Origin of the sequence: Streptomyces sp. NPDC058464, assembly GCF_042721035.1 — a bacterium.
Taxonomy (GTDB): Bacteria; Actinomycetota; Actinomycetes; order Streptomycetales; family Streptomycetaceae; genus Streptomyces.
The window spans coordinates 1-18,026 of record NZ_JBHXMA010000017.1 but is presented as its reverse complement, the minus strand read 5'-3'; the positions used below and the strand labels follow the sequence as shown (position 1 = coordinate 18,026).

The 18,026-nt window shown below is 72.3% G+C and carries 12 protein-coding genes; 5 read left to right on the top strand and 7 right to left on the bottom strand.

What is annotated here, in order from left to right:
• Positions 1 to 204: 204 nt before the first annotated feature.
• Both ppdK and ACFWPQ_RS22580 read right to left on the bottom strand, forming a co-directional pair.
• The gene (ppdK, locus tag ACFWPQ_RS22585; protein WP_384037483.1) at positions 205 to 2,940 is read right to left on the bottom strand and encodes a pyruvate, phosphate dikinase; all 2,736 of its coding nucleotides are present in this window, start codon (positions 2,938 to 2,940) and stop codon (positions 205 to 207) included.
• Between the two features lie 438 nt (positions 2,941 to 3,378).
• Positions 3,379 to 4,599 carry an ROK family protein gene (locus ACFWPQ_RS22580; RefSeq protein WP_384037480.1) on the bottom strand — a complete coding sequence of 407 codons (1,221 nt, stop codon included), beginning with the start codon at positions 4,597 to 4,599 and terminating at the stop codon, positions 3,379 to 3,381.
• Between the two features lie 120 nt (positions 4,600 to 4,719).
• On the opposite strand from ACFWPQ_RS22580, the gene ACFWPQ_RS22575 reads away from it, so the two are divergent.
• The 3 genes from ACFWPQ_RS22575 to ACFWPQ_RS22565 all read left to right on the top strand — a co-directional run bounded on the left by ACFWPQ_RS22575 (position 4,720) and on the right by ACFWPQ_RS22565 (position 10,726).
• Positions 4,720 to 6,243, top strand: coding sequence for a hypothetical protein (locus ACFWPQ_RS22575; RefSeq protein WP_384037477.1), 1,524 nt, complete (start codon positions 4,720 to 4,722; stop codon positions 6,241 to 6,243).
• 64 nt (positions 6,244 to 6,307) lie between these two features.
• Positions 6,308 to 8,245, top strand: a complete 1,938-nt coding sequence (locus tag ACFWPQ_RS22570; RefSeq protein WP_384037474.1) for a glycogen debranching N-terminal domain-containing protein — start codon at positions 6,308 to 6,310, stop codon at positions 8,243 to 8,245.
• A 444-nt stretch (positions 8,246 to 8,689) separates the two neighbouring features.
• Entirely contained in the window at positions 8,690 to 10,726 is a 2,037-nt protein-coding gene (locus ACFWPQ_RS22565; RefSeq protein WP_384037957.1) for a sulfatase-like hydrolase/transferase, read from the top strand.
• A 123-nt stretch (positions 10,727 to 10,849) separates the two neighbouring features.
• On the opposite strand, the gene dusB is transcribed toward ACFWPQ_RS22565, so the two are convergent.
• Positions 10,850 to 11,992 carry a tRNA dihydrouridine synthase DusB gene (gene dusB / locus ACFWPQ_RS22560; RefSeq protein ID WP_384037471.1) on the bottom strand — a complete coding sequence of 381 codons (1,143 nt, stop codon included), beginning with the start codon at positions 11,990 to 11,992 and terminating at the stop codon, positions 10,850 to 10,852.
• 142 nt (positions 11,993 to 12,134) lie between these two features.
• Between dusB and ACFWPQ_RS22555 the strand changes: the two genes are divergently transcribed.
• The gene (locus ACFWPQ_RS22555; RefSeq protein ID WP_384037468.1) at positions 12,135 to 13,586 is read left to right on the top strand and encodes an MFS transporter; all 1,452 of its coding nucleotides are present in this window, start codon (positions 12,135 to 12,137) and stop codon (positions 13,584 to 13,586) included.
• Between the two features lie 319 nt (positions 13,587 to 13,905).
• Here ACFWPQ_RS22555 and ACFWPQ_RS22550 read toward each other — a convergent pair whose 3' ends face one another.
• Together ACFWPQ_RS22550 and ACFWPQ_RS22545 are read right to left on the bottom strand one after the other, a co-directional pair.
• On the bottom strand, positions 13,906 to 14,217 hold the full coding sequence (locus ACFWPQ_RS22550) for an alcohol dehydrogenase catalytic domain-containing protein (RefSeq protein ID WP_384037465.1): 312 nt from the start codon (positions 14,215 to 14,217) through the stop codon (positions 13,906 to 13,908).
• 44 nt (positions 14,218 to 14,261) lie between these two features.
• On the bottom strand, positions 14,262 to 15,182 hold the full coding sequence (locus ACFWPQ_RS22545; protein WP_384037463.1) for an NADP-dependent oxidoreductase: 921 nt from the start codon (positions 15,180 to 15,182) through the stop codon (positions 14,262 to 14,264).
• An 86-nt stretch (positions 15,183 to 15,268) separates the two neighbouring features.
• Between ACFWPQ_RS22545 and ACFWPQ_RS22540 the strand changes: the two genes are divergently transcribed.
• Positions 15,269 to 15,838 carry a TetR/AcrR family transcriptional regulator gene (locus ACFWPQ_RS22540; protein ID WP_384037461.1) on the top strand — a complete coding sequence of 190 codons (570 nt, stop codon included), beginning with the start codon at positions 15,269 to 15,271 and terminating at the stop codon, positions 15,836 to 15,838.
• 142 nt (positions 15,839 to 15,980) lie between these two features.
• Here the strand turns inward: ACFWPQ_RS22540 and ACFWPQ_RS22535 are convergent, their stop codons facing one another.
• Both ACFWPQ_RS22535 and ACFWPQ_RS22530 read right to left on the bottom strand, forming a co-directional pair.
• Positions 15,981 to 17,357: an FAD-binding oxidoreductase gene (locus ACFWPQ_RS22535; protein ID WP_384037458.1), complete on the bottom strand. Its 1,377-nt coding sequence runs from the start codon at positions 17,355 to 17,357 to the stop codon at positions 15,981 to 15,983.
• On the bottom strand, positions 17,354 to 18,026 hold a 673-nt coding region (locus ACFWPQ_RS22530; RefSeq protein WP_384037455.1), incomplete at its 5' end, for an acyl-CoA dehydrogenase family protein. The genes ACFWPQ_RS22530 and ACFWPQ_RS22535, both read right to left, overlap by 4 nt.

The window sequence follows — 18,026 nt, the reverse complement described above, 5'->3', positions numbered from 1 at the left end:
TCCTGGGTGAGTGTCCAACCGAGTGACAACGCCCGCGCGACAGGGGCGGACACCCAGTGACAGCCCCCGCAGACCAAGCACGAAGGGGCGGCACCCCCGCACAGGGTGCCGCCCCTCTTCTTGCGTGCCGGGGCCGCCGTCCATCGGTCTTGAGGGTCGGGGACGGACGGCGGACCCGGGGTTCGCAGGAGGCCTGCGCCGGCCTCAGCGGTGGTCGCTGCCCGTCGACTGCGTCGCCGCGCGGCCCGCCTCCAGGCGGGCCACCGGGATGCGGAACGGGCTGCAGGAGACGTAGTCCAGGCCTACCTCGTGGAAGAAGTGGACCGACTCCGGGTCGCCGCCGTGCTCGCCGCAGACGCCCAGTTTCAGGTCGGGGCGGGTGGCGCGGCCGGCCTTCGCCGCTGCCGCGACCAGGGAGCCGACGCCGTCGCGGTCGATCGTCTCGAAGGGGGAGACGCCGAAGATGCCCCTCTCCAGGTAGGCGGTGAAGAAGGAGGCCTCGACGTCGTCGCGGCTGAAGCCCCAGACCGTCTGGGTCAGGTCGTTCGTGCCGAAGGAGAAGAACTCCGCCGCCTCGGCGATCTGGCCGGCCGTCAGGGCCGCCCGCGGGAGTTCGATCATCGTGCCGATGGAGAGCTTGAGGCTGGTGCCCGTCGCCGCCTCCACCTCCGCGATGACCTGGTCGGCCTCCTCGCGGACGATCTCCAGCTCCTGGACCGTGCCGACCAGGGGGATCATGATCTCCGCGCGCGGGTCGCCCTTGGCGTTCTTGCGTTCCGCGGCCGCCTCGGCGATCGCGCGGACCTGCATGGTGAACAGGCCGGGGATGACCAGGCCCAGGCGTACGCCGCGCAGGCCCAGCATCGGGTTCTGCTCGTGCAGGCGGTGGACCGCCTGGAGGAGGCGGAGTTCGTTCTCGTGGGGTTCCTGGCGGGACTCGGCGAGGGCCACGCGGACCGAGAGTTCCGTGATGTCCGGGAGGAACTCGTGCAGCGGGGGGTCGAGGAGACGGACCGTCACCGGGAGGCCGTCCATCGCCGAGAAGAGTTCGACGAAGTCCTTCTTCTGGAGGGGGAGGAGGGCCTTCAGGGACTCCTCGCGGTCCTCCTCCGTGTCCGCCAGGATCAGGCGTTCCACCAGTTCGCGGCGGTCGCCGAGGAACATGTGCTCGGTGCGGCACAGGCCGATGCCCTGGGCGCCGAAGCGGCGGGCGCGCAACGCGTCCTCGGCGTTGTCCGCGTTGGCGCGCACGCGCAGGCGGCGCTTGCGGTCGGCGAAGGCCATGATGCGGTGGACCGCCTCGACGAGTTCGTCGGCGTCCTGGGCGCCCGCGTGCATGCGGCCCTCGAAGTACTCGACGACCGGGGAGGGAACCACCGGCACCTCGCCCAGGTAGACCTTGCCCGACGAGCCGTCGATGGAGATGACGTCGCCCTCCTCGACGACGTGACCGCCGGGGACCGTCATCCGGCGGCGCTTCGTGTCGACCTCGAGCTCCTCCGCGCCGCACACGCACGTCTTGCCCATACCGCGGGCGACGACGGCCGCGTGGGAGGTCTTGCCGCCGCGGGAGGTGAGGATGCCCTCCGCCGCGATCATGCCGTCCAGGTCGTCGGGGTTGGTCTCGCGGCGGACCAGGATGACCTTCTCGCCCGAGCGGGACCACTTGACGGCGGTGTAGGAGTCGAAGACCGCCTTGCCCACCGCGGCACCGGGCGAGGCGGCGATGCCGCGGCCGACCTGCTGGGTCTTCGCCTGCTCGTCGAAGCGGGGGAACATCAGCTGGGCGAGCTGGGCGCCGGTGACGCGCTGGAGGGCCTCGGTCTCGTCGATCAGGCCCTGGTCGACCAGCTGGGTCGCGATCCGGAAGGCCGCACCCGCCGTGCGCTTGCCGACACGCGTCTGGAGCATCCACAGCTGACCGCGCTCGATCGTGAACTCGATGTCGCAGAGGTCCTTGTAGTGGTTCTCCAGCGTCTCCATGATCTGCATCAGCTGGTCGTACGACTTCTTGTCGATGTTCTCCAGCTCAGCCAGCGGGACCGTGTTGCGGATGCCCGCGACCACGTCCTCGCCCTGGGCGTTCTGAAGGTAGTCGCCGTAGACGCCCTGGTGGCCGGAGGCGGGGTCGCGGGTGAAGGCGACGCCGGTGCCGCCCCCGATCGATGTAGCTGTGGGGCCGAGGTTGCCGAAGACCATCGAGCAGACGTTGACGGCCGTGCCGAGGTCGCCGGGGATGCGCTCCTGGCGGCGGTAGAGCTTGGCGCGGTCGGTGTTCCAGGAGTCGAAGACCGCGCGGATCGCGAGGTCCATCTGCTCGCGCGGGTCCTGCGGGAAGTCCCGGCCGGCCTCGGTCTTGACGATCTTCTTGAACCTGGTGACGAGCTTCTTGAGGTCGGCGGCCTCCAGGTCGGTGTCGACGGTGACCTTCTTGGCCTCCTTCGCGTCGTCCAGGGCCTCCTCGAAGAGCTCGCCGTCGACGCCGAGGACCGTCTTGCCGAACATCTGGATGAGGCGGCGGTAGGAGTCCCACGCGAAGCGGTCGTCGCCGGCCTGCTTGGCGAGGCCCTGCACCGACTTGTCGGAGAGGCCGATGTTCAGGACCGTGTCCATCATGCCGGGCATGGAGAACTTGGCGCCGGAGCGGACCGAGACCAGGAGGGGGTTGTCGGCCTGGCCGAGCTTCTTGCCCATCCGCTGCTCCAGCGCGTCGAGGTGCGCACTCACCTCGTCACGCAGTGCCACCGGCTCCTCGCCGCTGGCGAGGTAGACCTTGCAGGCCTCGGTCGTGATGGTGAAGCCCGGGGGAACGGGGAGCCCCAGGTTGGTCATCTCGGCGAGGTTCGCGCCCTTGCCACCCAGGAGGTCCTTGAGGTCCTTGTTTCCCTCGGTGAAGTCGTAAACGAACTTCACACCATGGGGATCTTTGTTTTCCGACACGGGTCTCGACTCCCTCGAGGACTCGGTGGCTGCCCTGACGGCCAGGAACATACCCAGATCGAAGGCGCCTGGGTACGTCTACTTGCGTGTCATGCGCCCGTAACCAGTCGTCCGCCACCGGATCGAAAGTCAAAGCTTGGCAAGCGAAGCCCGGCCGATGTTTTCACTTCTTGAACGCAAGACCGCTCAGCACCACACCTTTCCGCTCAGGTGAGCGGACATCCTGCACGTCTGATTTCGATCGATGAACGATCAAGGGGTGGCACCCAGTGCCACCCCTTGGAGAAGTGCAGTCGCCCATGATCCGCTCATCTGAGCGCAACCCTTATCAAGGGTGGCGAGAATCACGCTGCCACAGACCGCCGGAGTTCACCATGCGGACGCGGTCGCGGACACCAGAACCCGCCGGAAACGTGCCGGTCACACGCCCAGGGCCGGTCACACGCCCAGCGCCAGCAACCGCTCCTCGGCCCGCTCCGGCGCGTACAGGTACTCCACGACCAGCGCGCCGGCCCCGATCAGCCCGGCCCGCTCCCCCTGCCGAGACGTCACGACGTCCAGATGAGCGGTGGAGCGGGGCAGCGCCCGCTGGTAGAGCAGTTCGCGTACGCCGGTGAGGAACGGGGTGCCCGCCAGGTCGCCCGCGATCATCAGGACGCCCGGGTTGAGCAGGGTCACGACCGTCGCCAGCACGTCGCCGACCATGCGGCCGGCCTCCCGCGCCAGGGCGGCCGCCTCCGGGTGGCCCGAGGCGAGCAGGTCCCGCACGTCCGAGCCGGAGGAGGCCGGGATCCCCGCCTCCGCCAGCCGCCGGGCCACGGCGCCGCCGCTCGCGACGGCGGCGAGGCAGCCGTACGACCCGCACCGGCACCGCGCCTCCGCGCCCACCCGGATGTGGCCGATGTCCCCGGCGCCGCCGTCGATGCCCCGGTAGATGGAGCCGTCCACCACGACCCCGGCGCCGATACCCGTCGAGACCTTCACCAGGACGAACGCCGAGCAGTCCGGGTATCCCGTGCACTGCTCCCCGTACGCCATCAGGTTCGCGTCGTTGTCCACCAGGACCGGGACGGCCGGTGCGCCCGTGTGCTCCGTGAACGCCCTGGCCAGCCGTCCCCGTATGTCGTAGCCGTCCCAGCCGGGCATCATCGGCGGCTGGACCACCCGGCCGGTGTCCGTGTCGACCGGGCCCGGCACGGCGAGGCCGATCCCGCACACCTCCGTCGCGGGGTGGCCCGCCTTCTCCAGCAACTCGGCGAACCAGCGGCCGAGTTCGCCGAGCACGGCGTCCGGGCCGTCCTGGATGACCAGGGTGCCCGAGTGCTCGGCGAGGAGCTCGCCGGTGAGCGAGAGCACGGCGGCGCGGGCGTGGCGGGTCTCCAGGTCGGCGGCGAGGACGACCGCGTGGGAGTCGTCGAACTCGAGGGTGATGGAGGGGCGTCCGCCCAGCGGGGAGTCGACCGGGCCGCCGGCGCCCTCGCGCAGCCAGCCCGCGCGGAACAGGCGGTCCAGGCGGTGGCCGACGGTCGCGCGGGAGAGTCCGGTGGCCTGCTGGAGTGCTCCGCGCGTCACGGCCCGCCCGTTGCGCACCAGTTCGAGCAGATCGCCGGCGCTCGCCTGTCCGCCGCCCTTGCCGGTCCTCCCCGGACGTCCGGTCATGCGCACCCCCTTGTGTTTCTCAAGCTTGCATTACATATTGAGTTTTGCGTGTTAAATAGACGTAACCCTACGGTAGCCACTGCCAAACCCGGCCGGCCGGACGTCTTCGGGGAGTCCCGAGTGGATCGCACTGCCCAGCTCACCACCCATGCGCTCGATCGCGGTATTGCATACGATCCGCCGTCCGCACGCGCCGCGGGCACCGCCACCGGCACCGCCCCGGGCACCGCCGGAAGACGGTCCCTGCACGTCAGGGCCGCACAGGTGCTCGAAGACAACTGGACCGGCAGCTCCACCGTGCCCTCCCGGAGCCTGTATCCGCACCAGTGGTCGTGGGACTCGGCGTTCATCGCAATCGGCCTCAGGCACCTCTCGCCACTGCGGGCGCAGACGGAGCTGGAGACACTGCTGGCCGCCCAGTGGGGCGACGGGCGCATCCCGCACATCGTGTTCAACCCCTCCGTGCCCCTCGACGCGTACTTCCCGAGCCCCGACTTCTGGCGCTCCTCGACCGCGGGGCGCGCTGCGGGCGCCCCGCGCACCGTACAGACCTCCGGGATCGTGCAGCCACCGGTGCACGCGCTGGCGGCCTGGCTGGTGCACCTCGCCGACCCGGGCCTGTCGCGTGCACGCGGCTTCCTGGCCGGTGTCTACCCGCGGCTCGCCGCCTGGCACCGCTATCTGCTGCACCGGCGCGACCTGGGCGGCGGCGGGCTGGCGTCCGTCGTCCACCCCTGGGAGCAGGGCATGGACAACAGCCCCTGCTGGGACGCCCCCCTGGCCCGGGTCGTCCCGGCCCCGGCGCGCTCGTTCCGCCGGGCCGACCTGGACCACGGCGCCGCCGAGGACCGGCCGACGGACCTGGACTACGGGCGGTACGTGCGGCTGGCGGCCGACTACCGGGACGCCGGATACACGGACCGGATCAGGGACTTCGCCGTCGAGGACCCCGCGTTCAACGCGCTGCTGATCGCCTCCGAGCACGCCCTCGCCCGGATCGCGGGAGAGCTGGGTGCGGCGGGCACGGCCCGGCACGCGCGGGCGGAGCGGCTCACGGCTGCGCTGGTGGACCGGCTGTGGGACCCGGAGCGGGAGATCTTCCTCTGCCGGGACCTGCGGGGCGGCGAGAACCGCGAGGCCGACCAGGCAGGCACGGGCGGCGCGGGTGGCGCGCTGATCACCGAGCGCGGGGTGTCCGGGCTGGTCCCGCTGCTCCTGCCCGAGCTGCCGCGGGAGATCGCCGCCGCGCTCGTCCGCACCCTGGACGGCCCGCACTTCGGCACCGGCACCCGCCTGGTGCCCAGTTACGACCTGCTCGGCGAGGCCTTCGACCCGCACCGCTACTGGCGCGGGCCCGCCTGGTTCAACACCGGCTGGCTGCTGGAGCGGGGGCTGCGCGAGCACGGCGAGCGGGAGCGGGCGGACGCGCTCGCCGAGGCGGTCGTACGGACGGCCGACGGGAGCGACTTCGCCGAGTACGTCGACCCGTTCACCGGGGCGGCGTGCGGGGCGACCGGGTTCGGCTGGACGGCGGCGCTCGCGCTGGACCTGCACCACCAGCGGCAGGCCGCGTCGCATACCGCGTCGCACGCCGCACTGCGCGAAGAGCCACACAGCGAACGTCAAAATCTGGACAAGAGCTGACAAAACGAGGTGTCTTCAGGGGACACCTCCCGTTCGACCTGAGGGACGAAGGAGGGGACCGGTGATGACGGACCGGCATCATCTGCTCGTACGCGGCGCGACGTTCGCCGCCGTGGACGACCGCGGCGACATCAGCGGCGTGCGGGGCGGCGGTTCCCCGGACGGGTTATTCGTGCGGGACGCGCGGCACCTCAGCCGCTGGCAGCTGACGGTCGACGGGGCGCTGCCCGAGGTGCTCACCCCGGTCGGCGACGGAGACGGCACGCGCTGCGTCCTGGTCCCGCGCGGCGGCCGCCAGGAACCGCCCGCACACACGCTCTTCCGTGAACAGGCCGTCGGCGACGGCTCGTTCGTCGAGTCCCTGCGGGTCACCAGCAACCGCCCGGTGCCGACCACGATCCGGCTCGCGATCACCGCCGACGCCGACTTCACCGACCAGTTCGAGCTCCGCGCCGACCACCGCACCTACACCAAGGCCGGTGCCGTCCGCTCCCGCCATGTCCTCGACGACGGGCTGGAGTTCGGCTACCGCCGGGGCGAGTGGCAGTCCTGTACGACGATCACCGCGGAGCCGGCCCCGGACGGCGTGGAGGAGACCGGGACCGGCGCCCGGCGGATGGTGTGGACGCTGGAGCTGGAACCGCACGGCACCAGCGAGCTGCTGGTACGGGTGATGGCACGCCCGCACGGCGACCGGCGGGCCCTGCGGGTGCCCCGCGACCCGGCCGCGCTGAACGCGCAACTCCTGTCCCTGGAAGGCGAGTTCGTGGAGGGCGTGGCCTTCCCGACGGGCTGGCCTGAGCTGGCGGCGGCCTGCGCCCGCGGTCTCTCCGACCTCGCCACCCTCCAGGTGCCGGCCACCGGCCCGGACGGCGAGGAGCTCAAGGTCCCGGCGGCCGGGGCCCCTTGGTTCCTCACCCTGCTCGGCCGCGACGCCCTCCTCACCTCCCTCTTCGCGCTGCCCTACCGCCCGCACCTGGCCGCCGCCACCCTGCCCGCCCTCGCCGCCACCCAGGCCACCGAGACCGGCGCGCACTCCGTGGCCCAGCCGGGGAAGATCGTCCACGAGGTGCGCCACGGCGAACTGGCCCACTTCGGGCAGGTGCCGTACGGGCGTTACTACGGGTCGGTCGACGCGACCCCGCTGTTCCTGATCCTGCTGGGCGCGTACGTCGAGCAGACCGGCGACGCGGCGTTGGCCCGGCGGCTGGAGCGCAACGCGCGCGCGGCCGTCGGGTGGATGCTCGACCACGGCGGTCTGACCTCGCGCGGCTATCTGGTGTACCGCGCGGACAAGGGCGGCCTCGCCAACCAGAACTGGAAGGACTCCCCCGGCGCGATCTGCTCCGCCGACGGCAGCCGGCCGTTGGGGACCGTGATGGCCGCGGGGGCACAGGGGTACGCGTACGACGCGCTGCGCCGGACGGCGTGGGTGGCGCGGACGGTGTGGGCCGACGAGACGTACGCGGCGCTGCTGGAGCAGGCCGCCGGTGATCTGCGGGACCGGTTCCAGCAGGACTTCTGGATGCGGGAGGCGTCCTTCCCGGCGCTGGCGCTTGACGGGGAGGGCCGGCAGGTCGACGCGCTCGCCTCGGACGCCGGGCACCTGCTGTGGTCCGGGCTGCTGGACAAGGAGTACGGGGAGGTGGTCGGGCGGCGGTTGCTGGAGCCGGACTTCTTCTCGGGGTGGGGGGTGCGGACGCTGGCCGCGGGGCAGGCGGCGTACCACCCGCTGTCGTACCACCGCGGGTCGGTGTGGCCGCACGACAACGCGCTGATCGCGCTGGGGCTGGCCCGGTACGGGCTGCACGACGAGGCACGGGCCGTGGCACACGGGCTGGTCGACGCGGCGACGGCGGGCGGGCACCGGTTGCCGGAGGTGCTGGCCGGGTACGGGAGGGACTCGCATCCGGAGCCGGTGCCGTATCCGCATGCGTGTGTACGGGAGTCTCGGTCGGCGGCGGCTCCGTTGGCGCTGCTCACTGCGGTGGGGGGTGCGTAGGGGGTCGCGTTTCGGGTGCGGGCCGGTGGGGGCTGGTCGCGCCCACGCGGCGGAGCCGCAAATTGACACAGCCCCGCGCCCCTTCGGGGGCGCTTCCCGCAGCCGCGTGCTGAAACGGCCGCGCCTCTGACCGGGCGTTGTGTTTGCCCGGTGTTTGCCGAATGGTCTGAGCACGGGCCTGAAGAGAGCCGTACGGAATTGTGGTGGGTTCGGCCTCCGAGCGCCGACCCGCCCTCCGTCTCACGGGTCTCGCACGGAAGGACCTCCGGGTTGTCTCAGCACACGAGCATTCGCCAGCCATCGGACACGCCGTCCGGGCCGTCCGAACGCGAAACCCCGCCGGAGGAGTCCGAGGTCCTGACGTCCGAGCGGGAGGACGGACCTTCCGAGGCGCCCGAGGCGCCCAGAACTCCCGAGCCCGCCGCCGAGGCAGAGGCCGAGCCCATGGCCGACCCCGGGACCGAAGCCGAGCACATAGCCGCCGACGAGGACGAACCCGGCCCCGCGTCCGAGGCCGCCACCGAGACCGAGACCGAAGCCGCCACCGAGACCGAAGCCGCCGACGCGAGCGAAACCGCCGCCGAAACCGATTCCGAGTCCGGGACCGAGTCCGGGACCGAAGCCACCGCCGAGGCCGATCCCGCGCCCGAGCTCCAAGCCGCAGCCGCAGCTGCCTCCGGCCCCGCGCCCGAAGCCGCCGCCGAAGGCGACCCCGCTGCCGACAGCGCCCCCGAGCCCTCCCCCGCCCCGGAAGGCGCCCCCCGCCCCCGTCGGCGGGGTTGGGCCGCCTGGAGTGGGCGGGTTCGGGAGCGGCGGGCGGCTTGGCGGGACGCGCATCCCACCACTGCCTCCGTGCTGTCGATCGGTGTCACCGTGCTCTGCGCGGTGCTCGTGATCGCGGCGCTGGTGATGCCGAACACCGTCGTCGAGCTGGGGCCCGCGAAGTTCGTGCGGCTGCCGTCCGAGGGGATCATCGCGGCGGCCGTCGCGCTGGCGCTGCCCCGGCGGCCCCGGATCGTGCTGGCCGCGGTGTTCGGCGTCGTGCTCGGCGCGCTGACCCTGGTCAACGCCCTCGACATGGGGTTCAAGCAGTACCTGGGCCGGAGCTTCAACGCCATCCTGGACTGGAGCCTGCTCGGCGACGCGGAGTCGTATCTGGAGGACACGCTGGGCCGGACGGCCACCCTCGCCGTCAGCGTCGGTGCCGTCGTCCTCGTGCTGCTGCTGTTCGTGCTGCTGGCGCTGGCGACGATCCGGCTGAGCAATCTGCTGGCCCGGCATCCCGGGCGGGCCACCCGCGGCACGCTGATCGCCGGTGTCGTCTGGATCACCTGCTCCTCCTTCGGCGTCCAGCTCGCCGGCGGCGTGCCGCTCGCCGCCGACAGCACCGCGACCACGCTGGAGATCAAGGCCCGTCAGGTGAAGGACACCCTGCACGACGAGGCGGAGTTCCAGAAGGTCGCCAAGGTGGACGCCTTCGGGAACACCCCGCCCGACCAGCTGCTGACCAGCCTGCGCGGCAAGGACGTGGTCTTCACGTTCATCGAGAGCTACGGCCGCAGCGCCATCGAGGACCCGATCGAGGCACCCGGCGTCGACAGCACCCTCGCGGTCCGGACCCAGGCCCTCGCGAAGGCCGGCTTCCACGCGAAGAGCGGCTGGCTGACGTCGGCGACCTACGGCGGCAGCAGCTGGCTCGGGCACTCCACGACCATGTCGGGGCTGTGGGTCAGCAACCAGCAGCGCTACCGGACCGTCATGGCCAGCGACCACCTCAGCATCACCAAGGCGTTCCAGAAGACCGGTGCCTTCGACACGGTCGGTGTGATGCCGGGTATCCAGAAGGGCTGGCCGGAGCAGAGCTACTACGGCCTCGACAAGGTCTACAACGCCTTCCAGCTCGGTTACAAGGGACCGAAGTTCAGCTGGTCGACGATGCCCGACCAGTACGCGCTGCAGCAGTTCCAGGACCGGGTGCACAGCAAGAAGCCGGCCGACGGCAAGTCCCGGATGTCGTTCGTGATCCTGACCTCCAGCCACCAGCCGTGGGCGCCGATCCCGAAGATGGTGCCGTGGGACCAGCTGGGCGACGGCTCGATCTTCGACGCCATCCAGAAGGCCGGCAACAAGGCGTCCGACGTCATCGCCGACACCACCAAGTCCCGCCAGGAGTACGGCAAGTCGGTCCAGTACTCGGTGACCGCGCTCACCGAGTGGCTGGAGCGCTACGGCAACGACAACACGGTCCTGGTCTTCCTCGGCGACCACCAGCCGATCGCCCGGGTCAGCGGCAACCACGCCAGCCGTGACGTGCCGATCTCCATCGTCGCCAAGGACCCGAAGGTCCTTGACGCGATCGACTCCTGGAACTGGACCGACGGTCTGCGCCCGGCGCACGACGCCCCGGTGTGGAAGATGAGCGCGTTCCGCGACAAGTTCCTGACGGCGTACGGGTCGACTCCGCACCCGAAGACGAACTGAGCGTTCCGCTGGGAGTGCCGCGATATGCCGTGTGCCGACTGCGGCGCCGTCGTGGCTGATCGCGCCCACGCGGCGGCAGCCGCATATCGGATACGGCCCCGCGCCCCTGAAGGGGCGCGGCGCTCAGCCCCCTGAAGTGTCCAGTTCCGCGTCCTCGCCGATGCCCGCGCAGTCGTAGGGGTCCTTCAGCCAGCCGTCCGGCAGCACCACCCGGTTGTTGCCGGACGTGCGGCCGCGGGGCCCGTCGGCGCCGGTGGGCCAGGGCTGGTCGAGGTCCAGTTCGTCCAGGCCGGCGCGGAGTTCCGCCAGGGACGACGTGATGGCGAGGCGCCCCCGCATCTCGCTGCCGACCGCGAAACCCTTGAGGTACCAGGCGACGTGCTTGCGGAAGTCGACCACGCCCTTGGACTCGTCGCCGAGCCACTCGCCGAGCAGGCCGGCGTGCCGGACCATGATGTCGGCGACCTGCCGGAGAGAGGGCTTCAGGATCTCCTGCTCCCGGCCCTCGAAGGCGGCGACCAGGTCGGCGAAGAGCCACGGCCGGCCCAGGCAGCCGCGGCCGACCACGACTCCGTCGCAGCCCGTCTCCCGGACCATCCGCAGCGCGTCCTCCGCCGACCAGATGTCGCCGTTGCCGAGGACGGGGATCTCGGGGACGTGCTCCTTCAGGCGGGCGATGGCCGCCCAGTCGGCGGTGCCGCCGTAGTGCTGGGCGGCGGTGCGGCCGTGCAGGGCGATCGAGGTCACGCCCTCCTCGACGGCGATCCGGCCGGCGTCGAGGTAGGTGATGTGGTCGTCGTCGATGCCCTTGCGCATCTTCATGGTGACCGGGAGGTCGCCGGCGCCGGAGACGGCCTCGCGGAGGATGGCGCGCAGCAGGTTCCGCTTGTACGGGAGGGCCGATCCGCCGCCCTTCCTGGTGACCTTCGGGACCGGGCAGCCGAAGTTCAGGTCGATGTGGTCGGCGAGGTCCTCCTCCGCGATCATGCGGACGGCCTTGCCGACGGTGGCCGGGTCGACGCCGTACAGCTGGATGGACCGGGGCTTCTCGGTCTCGTCGAAGCGGATCAGCTGCATGGTCTTCTCGTTGCGCTCGACCAGCGCCCGGGTCGTGATCATCTCGCTCACGAACAGGCCCTTGCCGCCCGAGAACTCCCTGCACAGGGTCCGGAAGGGCGCGTTGGTGATCCCCGCCATGGGGGCGAGGACGACCGGCGGCCGGACGGTGTGCGGGCCGATCTGGAGGGGCGACGTGGGCTCGGGCATTCCCCCATTGTCCCGTACACCGCGCGGTGCTCGTCCGGCGCTCGTCGCACCTGTGGACAACCGCCCCTCCCGCACCGTCCGTTATGATCATGTAGCACTCATTAGTTAGACGCACTATCGAAATGGGCGTACGATGTGGCGCATGCCCGAGCTGAGCCCCCGCCGACGCATGCTCGTCCTCGCGATCTGCTGCATGAGCCTGCTGATCGTGAGCCTCGACACCACTGCCCTCAATGTCGGACTGCCGTCCATGCAGCGCGAGCTGCACGCCTCGACGGCGGGTCTGCAGTGGACGATCGACGCGTACACGCTGGTCCTGGCCTCGCTGCTGATGCTCGCGGGGTCGACGGGCGACCGGGTCGGCCGCAAGAAGGTCTTCATGACGGGCCTGGTCGTCTTCTCGATCGGCTCGCTGCTCTGCTCGCTGGCGCCGAACCTCGACTCGCTGATCGCGTTCCGCATGGTCCAGGCGGTGGGCGGCTCGATGCTCAACCCCGTCGCCATGTCGATCATCACCAACACCTTCACCGACCCGCGCGAGCGGGCCCGGGCGATCGGGGTGTGGGGTGCGGTGGTCGGCATATCCATGGCCGCCGGCCCGCTGGTCGGCGGCCTGCTGGTGGAGTCGGTGGGCTGGCGGGCGATCTTCTGGGTCAACATCCCGGTGGGCCTCGCCGCCGTACTGCTGACGCTGCGCTTCGTGCCGGAGTCCCGGGCGCCGAAGGCCCGCCGCCCCGACCCGGTCGGTCAGGTCCTGGTGATCGCCCTGTTCGGCTCGCTGACGTACGCGATCATCGAGGCGCCGACGGCGGGCGCGGGCACGGTCCTGCCGTTCGCCGCGGTGGCCGTCGCCGCCCTGGCCGGCCTCCTCTGGTACGAGCCGAGGCGCGACGAACCCCTGATCGACCTGCGCTTCTTCCGCTCGGCGCCGTTCAGCGGCGCGACCGTGACCGCGATCAGCGCGTTCGCCTCGCTCGGCGGCTTCCTGTTCCTGTCCACGCTCTACCTGCAGAACGTGCGCGGCCTCGACGCCCTGCACGCGGGTCTGTGGATGCTGCCGATGGCGGTCCCGATGTTCCTGTGCGCCCCGCTGGCGGGCCGCCTGGTCGGCAGCCGGGGACCGCGCCTGCCACTGGTGATCGCCGGCGTCGCGATGACCGCCAGCGCGGTCCTGTTCGCCGCGTTCGAGGCGGAGACCTCGGACACCACCCTCTTCCTCGGCTACGTCCTGTTCGGCATCGGCTTCGGCTTCGTGAACGCCCCGATCACCAACACGGCGGTCTCCGGCATGCCGAGGACCCAGGCGGGCGTGGCGGCCGCGGTCGCCTCCACCAGCCGCCAACTGGGCCAGACCCTGGGCGTCGCGGTGATCGGCGCGGTGCTGGCCTCCGGGATCGGCTCGTCGTCGTACGCCGACGAGTTCGTGTCCGCCGCCCGCCCCGGCTGGTGGATCCTCGCCGGCTGCGGCCTCGCGGTCCTGCTCCTCGGCGCCGTCACGAACGGCCGCTGGGCCCGCGCGACCGCCGAGCGGGCCGCGCAGCGGCTGGAGTCACCGGAGATCCGCGCGGCCGTGGGGGCGCCGGAGCGGGTGTGAACGCCCGCGACTCGTCCGTTCCGCCGCCGGGCGCGGCGCTGCACGGCGCCGCACGGCGCTTGTCGCGTCCCGGCGAGAGGGGCTGAGCTGTCTGCCGGGCCGTGTCGCCGCCGGGCGGTTCGGCCCTGATCACGTCCGCGCCCATGTCACCGAGCGAGCCGGACTGCGGCGCCGGGGCCCGCGAACCGTCGTGCTGTCCCGCACGCGGCGCAATCCGGCCGACGGGCCGCTCAGGTGCTCGTCCCGGTCGGCGCGGCTGCTCGTCCCGCTCCGCGCGGCTGCTGGTCCCGGTCCGCACGGCCGGGTTCGTCAGGCCGGATCATCCTGGTGTGATGACAGCTTGCCTCGCTTGGCCGCGCCGCCCTGCTCGAGTTCGGTGAGCGCCGGGATGGCTTGCGAGAGCGGGACGGTGCGGGCGATCGGCACTCGCGAAGTCATAGCCCATCGCGCGCGGGAAACGCCGACCGGTCACGAACTTCATGCGGCCGGCGCGGATCACGAAGTCCATCGGGTTGGCCGCGGCCGCGCGCACCCGGACCAGGACCTCCCCGGCGCCGGGCTGTGCCGAGTCGAAGTCCTCGAGCCGCATGACTTCCGGCCCGCCGTACCGGTGGTACTGGATCCGCTTCATCGCCGTCGTCCTCATCACTTCCGTGTGAGGTGTTTCCGGCGCGGTCACAGCGTGACCACGATCTTGCCGTGGACGTGCCGTCCGGCCTGCAGCGTCACGGCGTCGCGGATCTTCTCGACCGGGAAGCGCGCGGCGACGGGCACGGTGAGCCGGCCGGCCAGGATCGCGTCGGTGACCTGCTGGAGGGCACCGGGCGCCGCGTCGAAGCCACCGGTCGCGCGCACCCCGCCGGGAGGACGGGGACCTGCGGCGATCGTCGAGATCCGCTCACGCGCCACACCGAGCGCCAGCGCGGCTTCGGCCGTCTCCGTGCCGAACAGGTCGGTCGCGGCCGTCACCCCGTCGGGAGCCAGTGCCCGTACCCGGTCGGCCAGCCCGGGGCCGTGGGCGACCGGCTCGGCACCCAGCCGCCGCAGGAAATCGAAGGTGCCCTCCGATGCGGTGCCGATCACTCGGGCGCCGGCGAGTCCGGCGAGTTGCACGGCGAACACACCGACGCCGCCGGCCGCGCCGCCGACCAGGACGGTGTCGCCGGACCGCAGGCCGATCGCGGCCAGCGCGGCGACGGCGCTGGCGCCGGCCACCGCGAGCGTGCTCGCCACCTCGTCGCTGATGCCCTCCGGCGTATGCCAGAGCGAATCGGCGGGGATCGCGACCACGACGAAATCGGCCACGGCCCGGCCCAGCACGCCGCCGTGGACGCGGTCGCCCGCGGCGAAGCCCGTGACGCCGTCGCCGACCTCGTCGACGACACCGGCGAGGTCGTACCCGAAGCCGGACGGGACGTCGATGCCGAACCGCGCCGCCAGCTCCGGCCGCGCGGCGATACCCCAGTCCATGGGGTTGAGCCCGGCTGCCGTCACGCGGACGCGGACCTCGCCGGGGCCGGCATGCGGCTCCGGAACCTCCCGCAGCTCCAGCACTTCGGGGCCTCCGAACGTTTCGTAGATCACGGCTCGGCTCACCGGCGGACTCCTCACGGAACGACTGACGGGACTTGGTCCCATCACGATAGCACCAGTGACGGAACCAAGTCCCGTAGACTGCGTCCATGGCCCGCTGGGAACCGAACGCAGCAGAACGGCTCGCTCACGCCGCCCTCGACCTGTTCGCCGAGCGCGGCTACGAGAACACGACCGTGATCGACATCGCGCAGCGCGCGGGGCTGGGGAAGAGCACCTTCTTCCGGCACTTCCAGGACAAGCGGGAAGTACTCTTCGGCGGCGGCGCCGTGGACGAACTGCTCGCCGGAGCGATCGTCGCGGCGCCGGCCACGGCCACCCCGCTCGAAGCGGTGGCACATGCGCTGGACGCGGCCGGCCAGGAGATCTTCACGGCCGCCCGCCGGGAACGCATCGCCCGCAGGCAGGCGGTGATCGCCGCCCACCCCGAACTGCGAGAACGCGAAGCACTCAAGAATCTCGGCCTCCTCGCATCGATGACCCGTGCGCTCAAAGAGCGCGGCGTTCCCGACCTGACCGCCCGCGTGGCCGCGGAACTCGGCGGGCTCGCCTCGGCGATCGCCTACGAACGCTGGAGCCGGACGACCGCCGGCGACGACTTCGGCAAGATCGCGCGGCAGGCGCTCGACGACGTGCGGGCATCCACCGCCTCCTGCTGACGCGGAGACCGCCCTGAACAGGCCGGAGACGGCCGCCCGTGACCCCGGGGCGGCCGTGAGGCCGTCCGTGTGCCGCGTACCGCCACACACGGCTCAACCGGACGGACACCCTCCGGACCAGGACTGATCACCGCGGAGGGGCTCACAGGGCCTTGCCCGGGTTGAGGATCCCGTGCGGGTCGAAGGCCTCCTTCAGTCGGCGTTGCAACGCGTGGGCGGCCGGGCCGAGTTCGTCGGCGACCCACTGCCGTTTGAGGACGCCGACGCCGTGTTCGCCGGTGAGGGTGCCGCCCAGGCGCAGGGCCAGGGCGAAGATCTCGCCCGCCGTCTCCCAGGCCGCGTCCGGCAGTCGGTCCAGGGCCGGGTCGACCACGATGATCGGGTGCAGGTTGCCGTCGGCCGCGTGGGCGATGGTGAAGACCGGTGTCCGGTGGCGGGCCGAGATCGCGCGGATCTCCGCGGCGGCCTCGGCGAGCCGGGAGCGGGGTACGGCGATGTCCTCGATGAGGGGGCGGCCGAGGCGTTCCAGCGCGGGGAGTGCCTGGCGGCGGGCGGACAGGAGGGCTTCCGCCTCGGCCGGGTCGGCGGTCGTCCGCACGCTCGTGGCCAGGGGGGCGAGGACGTCCGCCACCGCCTGCGCCTCGGCGGCCGCCCCGGCGCCGTCGCACTGCACGATCAGGAGGGCGGCGCCGTGCTCGCGCAGGGCCGGGTCGACGGCCTCCAGGACCGGTCCGTCGAGCAGTTCCGCGAGGGCCGGGACGACCCCGGCGCGCGCGATCGCGTACGACGCCCGGGCCGCCGCCTCGAAGGTGGCGAAGTACGCGGCCAGGGTCGCCGTCGCGGCGGGCAGCGGCCGTAGTCGCAGGGTCGCCCCGGTGATCACCGCGAGGGTGCCCTCCGAGCCGGTCAGCAGCGCGGTCAGGTCGTAGCCGGTGACGCCCTTGACGGTGCGGCGGCCGGTGGCGATCACCGTGCCGTCCGCGAGGACCGCCTCCAGGCCCAGCACGCTGTCCCTGGTCACGCCGTACTTGGCGCAGCGCAGGCCGCCCGCGTTGGTGGCGATGTTCCCGCCGATCGTGGACAGGGCCGCGCTCGCCGGGTCGGGCGCGTGGCGCAGCCCGTGGGCGGCCGCCGCGCGGTCCAGGTGCGCCGTGATCACGCCCGGTTCGACGACCGCGAGCTGGTCCTCCGGGGCCAGTTCGAGGATCCGGTTCATCCCGGACAGGTCCAGGACCAGGGAGCCCTCACCGGCCGCCGCCCCGCCCGACAGGCCGGTGCCCGCGCCCCGGGGGACCACCGGCACCCGCAGCGCGTGCGCGTGCCGCAGGGTGACCGTCACGTCCTCGGTGCGCCGGGCGTGTACGACGGCCAGGGGCAGCCCCTCCGGGCGGGTGCCGGAGCGGTCGGTGGCGTGCGCTGCCAGCGTGCGGGGGTCGGTGGCCAGCCGGTCCGGCGGCAGGTCCCGGGCGAGCAGGCCGAGCAGCCGGGCGGGCGCGGTGGTGGTGTCGGTGACGGTCACGGGTGCAGGGCCTTCGTTCCGATCGTGAGCAGGGTGATGTCCTCCTGGGGTGCGTGCACCGGCGCGCACTGGATGTCGCGGAAGTGCCGCTCCAGGGGATTGCCGCGGGCCAGCCCGGGGTTGCCGAGCAGGCGTACGGCCAGTTCGACGGCTCGTACCGCGTGCCGGTCGGCCAGCACGCGCGCGCCGAGGGCCTGTTCGGGGGTGTACGAGGTGTCGGCCGCGTCGACCCGGGCGGCCCCGTCGAACACCAGCTGTTCGGCGGCCGCCAGGAGGACCTCGATCTCGCCGGCCGTCCTGCGGAAGCGTTCCGTGCGGGCCACCGGGTGGCCGAGGTTGGCGGGCACGCGCGTGTGCGCGAACGTGTGGAAGAAGGCCTGCGCCGACCGCGCCACGCCCAGGTACAGGGCGGCGAGGGGAAGGTGCAGGGCGGCGCCCGCCCGGTTGTCCTGCTCGGCGGCGGGACCGTGCGGGCCGAGGCCGATGACGTGCTCGTACGGCACCTCGACGGCCCGGAACGTCACGTCGTGGCTGCCGCTCGCCCGCAGGCCCAGCTGGTCCCAGCGGCCGGTGATCCCGATGCCGGGTGAGTCGCCCGGCACCAGGAAGGTGCCCACCCTCGGCTCCGGTTCGTCGGTGGTCGCCCACACCAGGAACCAGTCCAGGCCC

Coding starts and splice junctions, on each gene's coding strand:
- ACFWPQ_RS22570 (WP_384037474.1), top strand. CDS start 6,308: ATGACGGACCGGCATCATCTGCTCGTACGCGGCGCGACGTTCGCCGCC.
- ACFWPQ_RS22565 (WP_384037957.1), top strand. CDS start 8,690: ATGGCCGACCCCGGGACCGAAGCCGAGCACATAGCCGCCGACGAGGAC.
- ACFWPQ_RS22550 (WP_384037465.1), bottom strand. CDS start 14,217: ATGAAGCGGATCCAGTACCACCGGTACGGCGGGCCGGAAGTCATGCGG.
- ACFWPQ_RS22555 (WP_384037468.1), top strand. CDS start 12,135: ATGCCCGAGCTGAGCCCCCGCCGACGCATGCTCGTCCTCGCGATCTGC.
- dusB (WP_384037471.1), bottom strand. CDS start 11,992: ATGCCCGAGCCCACGTCGCCCCTCCAGATCGGCCCGCACACCGTCCGG.
- ACFWPQ_RS22580 (WP_384037480.1), bottom strand. CDS start 4,599: ATGACCGGACGTCCGGGGAGGACCGGCAAGGGCGGCGGACAGGCGAGC.
- ACFWPQ_RS22540 (WP_384037461.1), top strand. CDS start 15,269: ATGGCCCGCTGGGAACCGAACGCAGCAGAACGGCTCGCTCACGCCGCC.